Source organism: Cetobacterium sp. ZWU0022, assembly GCF_000800875.1.
Classification (GTDB): Bacteria; Fusobacteriota; Fusobacteriia; order Fusobacteriales; family Fusobacteriaceae; genus Cetobacterium_A.
This window is the reverse complement of sequence record NZ_JRJZ01000171.1, coordinates 1-9,613: the sequence shown is the minus strand read 5'-3', so window position 1 is coordinate 9,613 and position 9,613 is coordinate 1. Positions and strand designations below refer to the sequence as shown.

Sequence of the window (9,613 nt, the reverse complement as noted above, 5' to 3'; positions counted from 1 at the left end):
GTTAAGTGTTGCTTTTTTAAGTTGCATTTCTGCTGTCTTTTTATATTACCATAAACAGCCACTTTAATGCTTATGATAAAAAAGCACAAGGAACAGAGGTTCTATATGCTCATACATCATCAAAAGGAAGAAAATTAGCTTCAGTAGCTCAAGACATTTTAACTAAGCATTTAGGACTACCAGATAGAGGAATAAAACCAACTAAACCAGAAAATAGAGGAGGTTCAATTCTTAATAAAACTAAACCAGTAGCAATACTAATAGAACCATTCTTTTTAGATAATATTAAGAATAAAGATTATCTAGAGAAATCTATTGAAAAAGTTTCAAATGCAATAATTGAGATATTAGAGTATGTAGATAAAAATGAGCTTTGAGAGGTCATATGAAAATAGAAAAATTAAAACTAAGTGAAATAACACCATATATAAATAATGCTAAAGAGCATCCTCAAGAACAGATAGACCAAATAAAAGGGAGTATAAAAGAATTTGGTTTTAATGACCCAATAGCAGTAGATGAAAACAATGTGATTATAGAAGGTCATGGAAGATATATTGCACTCCAGCAATTAGGAGTTGAAGAAGTAGAGGTAATAAGATTAGATCACTTAAGTGAGGTACAGAAAAAACAATATATAATAGCTCACAATAAATTAACTATGAATACTGGCTTTAATTTAGAAAAGTTAAAGCTGGAGTTAAAAGAGATAGAAATTAATGAAAAAGATTTATCTTTAACTGGTTTTGAAATAGAAGAACTAAAAGATTTAAATATTGGAAGTTTAGAAGTTGAAATTGATGAGTTTAAAGAAGATGAACCACCAGAAGTAGATTTAGAAAAAGAACCATACAGTAAACTTGGAGATTTATATATGTTAGGAAGTCATAGATTACTTTGTGGAGATAGTACAAAAGTTGAAGATGTAACAAAGGTAATGCTAACAGATAAAGCTGATTTAGTATTTACAGACCCACCTTGGAATGTAAATTATGGAGGAGTAAAAGAGGATAATCCTCAAGGATATAAGCAAAGAACAATACTAAATGATTTTATGCCTACAGAGGACTTTAAGAAATTTATGTTTGATGTATTTTCAAGAATGGCTGAGTTCTCAAAGAAAGGTTGTCCAACTTATGTTGTTATGTCAGCACAAGAGTGGGGGAACATGATGTTAACTTTAGCTCAGAATAATTATCATTGGTCATCAACAATTATTTGGAATAAAGATTCCTTAGTTCTTTCAAGGAAAGATTATCATACAAAATATGAACCTATCTGGTATGGATGGTTAGAAGGAGCACCAAGACTTCATCCGTTGGAAGATAGAAAACAATGTGATGTTTGGGATATTCCAAGACCTAAAAAATCAGAGCTTCATCCTACAACTAAACCAGTAGAAATTCCTGGAAGAGCAATTATGAATAGTTCTAAAAGAGGAGATGTAGTTTTAGATTTATTTGGAGGTTCAGGGTCAACTATGATGGCTTGTGATCAGTTAGAAAGAAAAAATAGATCATTGGAGTTAGACCCAAGATATGTAGATGTAATCGTAAAAAGATATATAAACTTAGGAAAAGAAGACGTGATTTTAATAAGAGATGGGAAAGAGATTTCTTATTCTGAGATTATTAGTAACCTATAAAAAATAGGTTGCTGATTAAAGTGTATCAAGTAGTTGGTGCATTTTAGTTAGTAACAAAATATGGATGAACCAATGTGTAAACTACAGGAAGGTTCGGGAAAGGGGTTGGCAGAATGGAGGTATATAAATGTGAATTTAGATGCCAGTAAGATATTTAGAATAGGTATAGATTGGTTAACACTATATAACTTTGAAATTAGTTATAACAGCAATCTTTATATAACAGAACAAGTAACAGAGGAGTATTACCAAGAAAAATTTTGTTTAGATGAGCCAAGTTACACTTTAGATAGTACTACAAGGTTATATAGCAGTGGGAAGGAAACACATTTTAAAAACTTGAGATTTAATCCAAATAAAATTTTAAATGGCCATAATATTTATAACTCAAGGGAGATAGAGCTGAAATCAGCTCTTTTAATACTAATTAAAGAACTTTCTGAGAAAGGCATAGAGATAAATTTAGCTGAAGCGAAAATTAAAGATGTTGAGATAAATTTGAATTTTAATAAATCTTTTTTAGAAGTTGAAGAAGCTTTTAAACTATTATTCATATCAGTGCCACACTTTAAAAAGATAAGTAGATGCACTAGAAATAAAAGCTATAGATTGATGTTTCAAGATGAAACTCTTCTAGGAAATTACGGTTCTACTTTGGTTACTGTTTATGACAAAACAGAAGAATCTAAAAAACTAGATTTAGAATTAGATATAACAAGATTAGAGTGGAAGTTTCTAAATAGAACTTTTTCATATTATGCAAATAAAAATGAAAAGGATAATAGTCTAAATTCTATTTTAAACAGCTTTGAGCTTATAGATGGAATCTTTATAGAGAATACTAAGAGGAAGCTCTTAGAAGAGGGAATAAGACATTTAGAAAATGTTATAAAGACTAATTTAGAAAAAGAGTTCCTAGCTTTTAAAAAAGCTAATAGATTTGGAAAAGAATTGGGTAAAAAAGAGAAAAGAGGAGTTTATAGATATTTAGAAGAATCATGCTGGATATTTGATTATACTCTTTTAATAGAGCTTGTTGATAAACATGACAAAGCACATAAAACTAGAGAGACAAAAACAATATTGAAGAACTATTCCAATCGTAATAATTTAGAAAAATTAAATTATTTGATGGAATTTATTTTTAACCACTAATTTCAAATAGTGGTTAAACTTTCGAGGCTTAAAAATAGGCTGAAACACTTTATAAATAGATAGGTTATAAATGATATTACTTAGAGAAATCAGAGCGATTTTTCCTTATTAACTAATAGCCGTTATAAATGACATTTTTATTACTTAATTTATTCTTTGAATAGGAGGTGTGTCATAGTGATAAATAAAGTTTCTAATGCAATTAAGAAAGAGATAAGAAAAAGATTTGAAGCAGGAGAAGATTTAAAAGAGTTAGCTTATGAGTTTAGATTGTCTTATGGCACATTGAGAAACTTGTCCAGTAAAGAGAAATGGCAGAAGGGAATTAATTCAACATTACTTTACTTACAAGAGGTACAAAATGATATAGAGCAGCATTTAGAAGAGAAAGAGGAGATAAAAGGTCATTATAAGAATCTTCATAAATCAACTTTAGCTTATCTAATTGAGTTAGAGAGAAAAAAGGAAAGACCAACAAATAAAGGCAGAGAAGATGCTCTAAGAACTAGAATAGCAACTCATAGAGATGGTTATCAATTTGCTAAAGAGTTGTATTCAATAATGAATCCAGAGGAAGAGCTTGATTATAAGATTAAGTTAGCAAGATATCAAGCCTATAAAGATGAGATATTAGCTGATGAAAAAGAAAGAGAGATAAAGCTAGACTCTGAGTCAATAGATTTAAAATTAAAAAAGATAGAGTTAAAAACAAAAGAGAGAAAAGCGAAAGCTTATGGAGTTGTTATAGATGAATAGGATATGTCCTAGATGTAAAAAGGTATATTCATATAGTTTAAAAGAGTGTCCAAATGGTTGTACTAAGAAGATAAGAGCTGAATCAAATAGGATATATGATAGATGTCAAAGAGAGAATCAAGACTTTTATAACAGTAAAGAATGGAAGAGATTAAGAGAAAGCTGTAGGAATAAATTTAGCGAATTGTGTCTTTGGAGCTTATATAAACATAAAAGAGTTAGAAAAGGAAGTTTAGTTCATCACATAGTTCCATTATCAGAGGATAAATCAAAAGGGTTAGTGCTTACAAATCTTGTTTATTTAAGTGATGAAGCTCATAGAGAGATACATAAGTTATATGAAACAGATCAAGTTGAAACAATTAAAGAGATAAAAGAGTTTATAAAAATATGGGAAGTTGAGTATGGAGGCGGGGGTATATGAAAAAGTTTTTGAGAAGCGAGCCGATACCGCATCCTCTCCTTTCTTTTCGCAAAATTCCCTTTGAGAAAAAATTAAGAAAATAAAAACTGGAGGTGTCAAAAATTAGAAAGTCACTTGAAGCACAAACAAAACATTTAACTCAGGAAGAGATAAAAAGAAAACAGCTAGAACAAGAATCTGTATTTGTTGGAAATGAGCAACTGGAACATCCTCCAGATTGGCTAGTAAATCAAATTGCAATTAATGAATGGATTAGACTTGTAGAGCAATTTAATAAAAAATCTATGATTAGTAATTTAGATTATAACAGCTTAGGAGGTTACTGCAATGCCTTTGCTAGATATGTTTCAATTGTAACTAATCTAAAGACTGATGTGATGATTGTAGAAGATGTAAATCCACTTGTAAGCTTAGAACTTAAATATTCAGATGAGATGAAAAAATATGGTTCTTTATTAGGATTAACAATGGAATCAAGATTAAAAGCTGGTTCTGGAATAGTAGCTAGAATAGATAAAACATTAGGTGATGAGTTTGGAGATGTTTAATGAGTATTAAAGAGGAGCTGATAAGGTACTCCAACGAATGTATTGAAGGAATAATACCAAGTGGTGAAAAACACATATGGGCTTGTAAAAGATTTTTAAAAGATGTTGAAGAGAAAAAGTTTTATTGGGATGAAGAGGAAGCTGTAAGGATAGTTAAGTGGTTTACATACCTTAGACATTCAAAAGGGGTTTTAGCAGGAACTCCAATAGTATTAACTGATTGGCAAAAGTTTATAGTTTGTCAAATATATGCTTGGAAAAGAGAAGATGGATATAGGAGATATAAAAAAGCTTTTATAGAGGTTGGAAGAAAGAATGCTAAAACTCAGATGCAAGCGGGATGTATGCTCTATGAAATATCTGTAGTGGCAACAAGAAATGGAGAGATAGCAGAAACATTTTGTGCAGGAACTAAAAGAGAGCAATCGAAACTCTTATTTTCTGAATGTCAAAATATGCTTACAGGAAGTTCTTTAGCACCAAAGTTTAAGTTAACAAGGGATAAAATAGTTCATATAAAAACGACCTCATTTTTAAAACCATTATCAAAACAAGATGGAAAAACAGGAGATGGAACCAATCCAGCAGCACTTGTTCTTGATGAGTATCATCAACATACAACAACAGAGTTTTATGACCTAGCATTAGGAAGTAACTCTAAAGAGTCTTTATTATTGATAATAACAACAGCAGGAATAGATTTAAATGTTCCTTGTTATACAGAAGAATACAAATATTGCTCTGAGCTACTAAATCCAAATATAGACATAGAGAACAATGAGTATTTTGTAGATATTTGTGAAGCTGATAAAGATGATGATATAGGAGATTTAAAAACATGGCAAAAAGCCAATCCACTTAGAGCGACCTATAAAGAAGGTATACAGAAAATAGCATCAGATTATGAAGTAGCTAAAAGTGTTCCTGAAAAGATGATTTCATTTAAAACTAAAATTTGTAATATTTGGGTTCAAGCTAAAGATTTAGGTTATATGGATATGGAGAAGTGGAAAAGATGCGAAGTAAGAACTCTTCCGTTTGATATAACTAATAGACCTGTATATGTGGGATTTGATATGTCAGCAAAAATTGACTTAACAAGTGTAGCCTTCGTAATACCTATAATGGTTGAAGGGATTGCAAAGTATATAATATTTAGTCATTCTTTTATTCCAAATAGAGAAAAGTTAATGGAAAGAAAATTGATAGATAAAGTTCCTTATGATAGCTGGGAGGAGAGGGGATTTTTAAGTGTAACAAATACTCCAATAGTTGACCAAAGCTATGTAATGGATTATGTATTAAAAATTTGTGAAGAAAACAATTGGGAGATAAGACATCTTTGTTTTGACCCAGCTAATGCTTCAAAACTAATGATGGATTTGGATATTCAAGGATATGAAGTAACAGAGGTTTATCAATCGCATAAATCTTTAAATGAAAGTACAGCAGGTTTTAGAGAACAGGTTTATTCAGAGAATGTTTACTATTTACCAAACCCACTTTTAAACTATGCAATGGGAAATACGGTTATAAGGCAAAATAATGGACTTATAAAAATAGATAAGGATGCTTCGATTAGAAGGATTGACCCAATTGATGCTCTTTTATGTGGATATAAATTGGCAATGTATCATGAGTTTGAATTTGATGTTAATGAATTAGTTTCTGATGAAATTCTAGAGAAGTTATATGGTGGAGGTGAGTAATGAAAATAATAGACAAAATAAAAAATATAGTAAAGTCAGAGAAATCAAATGAAAAAGAAGAAGGGCTATCTTTAGAAGAGGTAGGAGATTTTTTTCATAGCTATGGAATAGATGTTGAAAGCATTGATAGGAGCAGTGATTTGTCGGAAACTATTTATTATATATGTTTAAAACATTTATCAGAAACAATGTCTAAAATGCCGTGGGAACTTAGAGCTTTAACAATAAAAAAAGGTAAAGAAAAAGTTCTGGATTCTAATATTGATAGACTTTTAAATTTAAGACCTAATCCATATATGACTGCTGCTACATTTTGGGGAACTGTAGAAATTAATAAACTCCATCATGGTAATGCTTATATCTATATAGAAGCTGATAGAAATGGATTTCCAAAGCATCTTTGGTTGCTTCCAAGTGCTCAAGTTAAGATTTGGATAGATAATAAAGGTGTTTTTGGAAGGCTAAATAGTATTTGGTATATTTGGACAGATAGCCGAACAGGAAAAAGATATAGCTTTGAAATGAATGAGATTATCCATTTGAAAACTCATGTAAGTTTTGATGGACTTTCAGGAGTTGCAACAAGAGATATTTTAAAAACTCAAATAAGTAGTGGGAAAAATTCGGTTGGATTTTTAAATAAGCTTTATAAAAGTAATATGTTTGGCTCTAAAGTTTTAGTTCATTATCCAGGAGAGTTGAATAAAAGTAATGAGCAAAAAATTGCAGCAAAGCTTGAAAGGTATTCAGCAACACAAGGATCAGGAAAGTTTATTCCTGTACCAGCAGGATTCCAAGCACAACTATTAGACATGAAACTAGCAGATGCACAGTTTTTTGAAAACAATAGAGTTTCAGCATTACAGTTAGCAGCAGCATTTGGAATAAAGCCAAATATAATTAATGATTACACAAAGTCTAGCTATTCAAATTCAGAAACTCAGCAAGTTGATTTCTATGTAAATAGCTTGCAACCATTATTTAAAGCGTATGAACAAGAGATAAGTTATAAGATTTTGACTGAGAGCGATCTAAAAAAAGGATTTAGATTAGAAATTAATGAGAAAATTTTATTTAAAATGGACAATAAAACCCAAGCGGAAGTTTATAGTAAATATCTAACTAATTTTGCTATGACACCAAATGAAGTAAGAGAAGACTTAAATCTTCCATATATAGATGGCGGAGATACTTTGTTAGGAAATGGCTCTACAATAAATTTAAATAATATAGGAAGTCAATATAACAATAAAGGAGGGGGTGAATAAATGCCAGTATTGAATTTAGACAAAGGAAAGTTGGAAGTTAAAAATAAAGCTGAAAATGTAGCGGAATTAATTATTTTTGGAGAGATTGCATCAAGTAGGTGGTCAAATAGTGATGTTATACCATCCGATGTAAATAATCTATTGAGTGAAATTGGAGAAGGTGATGCTTTAGATATTTATATCAATTCTCCTGGTGGAAGTGTCTTTGCTGGAATTGCTATATACAATATGTTAGCAAGACATAAAGGGCATAAAAGAGTTTTTGTAGAAGGGTATGCTGCATCAATAGCTTCAGTAATAGCAATGGCAGGAGATGAGATTATAGTTCCTGAAAATGCCTATTTAATGATTCATAAAGCTTGGGGATTAGCAATAGGTAATGCTGACGATTTAAGAGAACAAGCGGATTTGTACGAGAGGTTTGATACCACAATAGCGAATGCATATATGACAAAAGCTAAAGATGGAAAAACATTTGATGAGTTCTTAGAACTTATGAAAGCAGAGACTTGGTTTGATGGTTTTACAGCTCAAGATTATTTTAATGTTACTTCAACAGAAGCTGTTGATATAGCAGCTTTTTTAGATGGAGAGTTGTGTAAGAACTATAAAATTCCTCAAAATCTTTTAATGAATAATATAAAAGCTAAAGATGAAAAGGAAACAGATATTCAAAAGGATTTCGGAAGTTCCGAAATAGAGTTAGCAAAAGCAAAATTAAATTTATTAATAAACTTATAGGAGGTCGTAATGACAAAATTACAACAAATGCAACAAGAGATGTTTAACTTAAAAGCTGAAGCAAAGAATATTATAGAGAAGGTTGGAGTGACAGAAGCAGAAATAAAAGAAGTTACAAATAAGATATCAGAGCTTCAAGCTAAGATTAATTTACAAAAAGAATTGGATAATCCACAAACAGAACCTGAAAATAGAAGTGGTCAACAGCTACCAAGAGGAAATTTAGATGGTGAAGATGTAGAACCTGAAGCAAGATATGGTGAAGCGTTCTATAATTCTCTAAGAGGAAGAGCTTCAAATGAAGATAGAGAGATTCTGGAAGCTAGAAATTTAAGTTCTGGAATAGGTGAAGATGGAGGATGTTTAATTCCAGTAGACCAGCAAACTGAGATTAATGAACTAAAAAGAACATTTACTCCTTTAAGAAATTTAGTAACAGTTGAATCTGTTAGAACTTTAACTGGATCGAGAGTATTAGAAAAAGATGCAGAACATACACCGCTTGAAAAGTTTACTGAAACAGATGAGGATGGAATTAAAGAAACTACAGCACCTAAATTTGTACCAGTAACATATAAAATAGAAAACTATGGAGGTATTTTACCAATTCCAAGAACTTTATTACAAGACCAAACAGCAAATTTAAGAGGGTATTTAAATAGATGGTTAGCTAAAAAGGCTGTAGCAACAGAAAACACTTTAATAATTTCAGTTTTAAATACATTAAGTAAAATTTTAATTTCAACAATTGATGATGTTAAAGATGTTATGGATGTAAAATTAGACCCATCTATTTCAGCAATAGCTAAAGTAGTAACTAACCAAGATGGTTTTAACTATCTAAATAAACTTAAAGATTCTCAAGGGAATTATTTATTAGAAAAGGACCCGAAAGCTCCAACTAAAAAATTATTAAATGGAAGAGAAATTATTGTGCTATCAAATAGAATTTTAGCTTCAGTAGGAACAACTGATAAAAAGGCTCCTTTAATAATTGGATCATTAACAGATGCAATTGTGTTATTTGATAGAGAAACTATTGAATTAAAATCTACTGATGTTGGTGGAGATGCTTTCAAGAAAAATAGAATTGATATGAGAGCTATTATGAGATTGGATGTTAAGAAATTTGATTCATCAGCAGTTGTGTATGGGGAAATACCAATATCAGGAGTAGCATCAATGAGTTTTAAAGAAAGTGTTGAGAATAAAGATGAGGAAAATGAAAAATAGGAGGCTCATATGGTTGATAAAGCTAGAGCTAAGGAATACCTAAGAATAGATGAAGAGGATGAAGATAATTTTATTGGTGCGACACGTTTCGTAATGAAAAGTTACGACATGTTAAAAGTAGCTTAGAATAAGCG

10 protein-coding genes are annotated in these 9,613 nt (G+C 30.6%); all 10 read left to right on the top strand.

Annotation, left to right across the window (positions count from 1 at the left end; all coding sequences use genetic code 11):
• Nucleotides 1-29 precede the first annotated feature (29 nt).
• The 10 genes from L988_RS13500 to L988_RS11845 all read left to right on the top strand — a co-directional run bounded on the left by L988_RS13500 (nucleotide 30) and on the right by L988_RS11845 (nucleotide 9,479).
• Nucleotides 30-377: an N-acetylmuramoyl-L-alanine amidase gene (locus L988_RS13500; protein ID WP_081990342.1), complete on the top strand. Its 348-nt coding sequence runs from the start codon at nucleotides 30-32 to the stop codon at nucleotides 375-377.
• Nucleotides 378-385: 8 nt separating this feature from the next.
• Nucleotides 386-1,645 carry a site-specific DNA-methyltransferase gene (locus L988_RS11885; RefSeq protein WP_047384540.1) on the top strand — a complete coding sequence of 420 codons (1,260 nt, stop codon included), beginning with the start codon at nucleotides 386-388 and terminating at the stop codon, nucleotides 1,643-1,645.
• A gap of 72 nt (nucleotides 1,646-1,717) precedes the next feature.
• Nucleotides 1,718-2,800, top strand: coding sequence for a hypothetical protein (locus tag L988_RS11880; protein ID WP_156111965.1), 1,083 nt, complete (start codon nucleotides 1,718-1,720; stop codon nucleotides 2,798-2,800).
• 177 nt (nucleotides 2,801-2,977) lie between these two features.
• Nucleotides 2,978-3,556, top strand: coding sequence for a hypothetical protein (locus L988_RS11875; protein WP_047384536.1), 579 nt, complete (start codon nucleotides 2,978-2,980; stop codon nucleotides 3,554-3,556).
• Nucleotides 3,549-3,980 carry a hypothetical protein gene (locus L988_RS11870; protein ID WP_047384535.1) on the top strand — a complete coding sequence of 144 codons (432 nt, stop codon included), beginning with the start codon at nucleotides 3,549-3,551 and terminating at the stop codon, nucleotides 3,978-3,980. The genes L988_RS11875 and L988_RS11870 overlap by 8 nt, the downstream gene beginning before the upstream one ends.
• A gap of 92 nt (nucleotides 3,981-4,072) precedes the next feature.
• Entirely contained in the window at nucleotides 4,073-4,528 is a 456-nt protein-coding gene (locus L988_RS11865) for a P27 family phage terminase small subunit (protein ID WP_047384533.1), read from the top strand.
• Nucleotides 4,528-6,237, top strand: coding sequence for a terminase large subunit (locus L988_RS11860; RefSeq protein WP_047384531.1), 1,710 nt, complete (start codon nucleotides 4,528-4,530; stop codon nucleotides 6,235-6,237). The genes L988_RS11865 and L988_RS11860 overlap by 1 nt, the downstream gene beginning before the upstream one ends.
• A complete protein-coding gene (locus L988_RS11855) occupies nucleotides 6,237-7,505 on the top strand; it encodes a phage portal protein (RefSeq protein ID WP_047384529.1) in 1,269 nt (422 codons plus the stop codon). The genes L988_RS11860 and L988_RS11855 overlap by 1 nt, the downstream gene beginning before the upstream one ends.
• Nucleotides 7,506-8,246, top strand: a complete 741-nt coding sequence (locus L988_RS11850; protein ID WP_047384527.1) for a head maturation protease, ClpP-related — start codon at nucleotides 7,506-7,508, stop codon at nucleotides 8,244-8,246. It abuts the gene before it with no gap.
• 9 nt (nucleotides 8,247-8,255) lie between these two features.
• Nucleotides 8,256-9,479: a phage major capsid protein gene (locus L988_RS11845; RefSeq protein WP_081990341.1), complete on the top strand. Its 1,224-nt coding sequence runs from the start codon at nucleotides 8,256-8,258 to the stop codon at nucleotides 9,477-9,479.
• The last annotated feature ends 134 nt before the right edge of the window (nucleotides 9,480-9,613 follow it).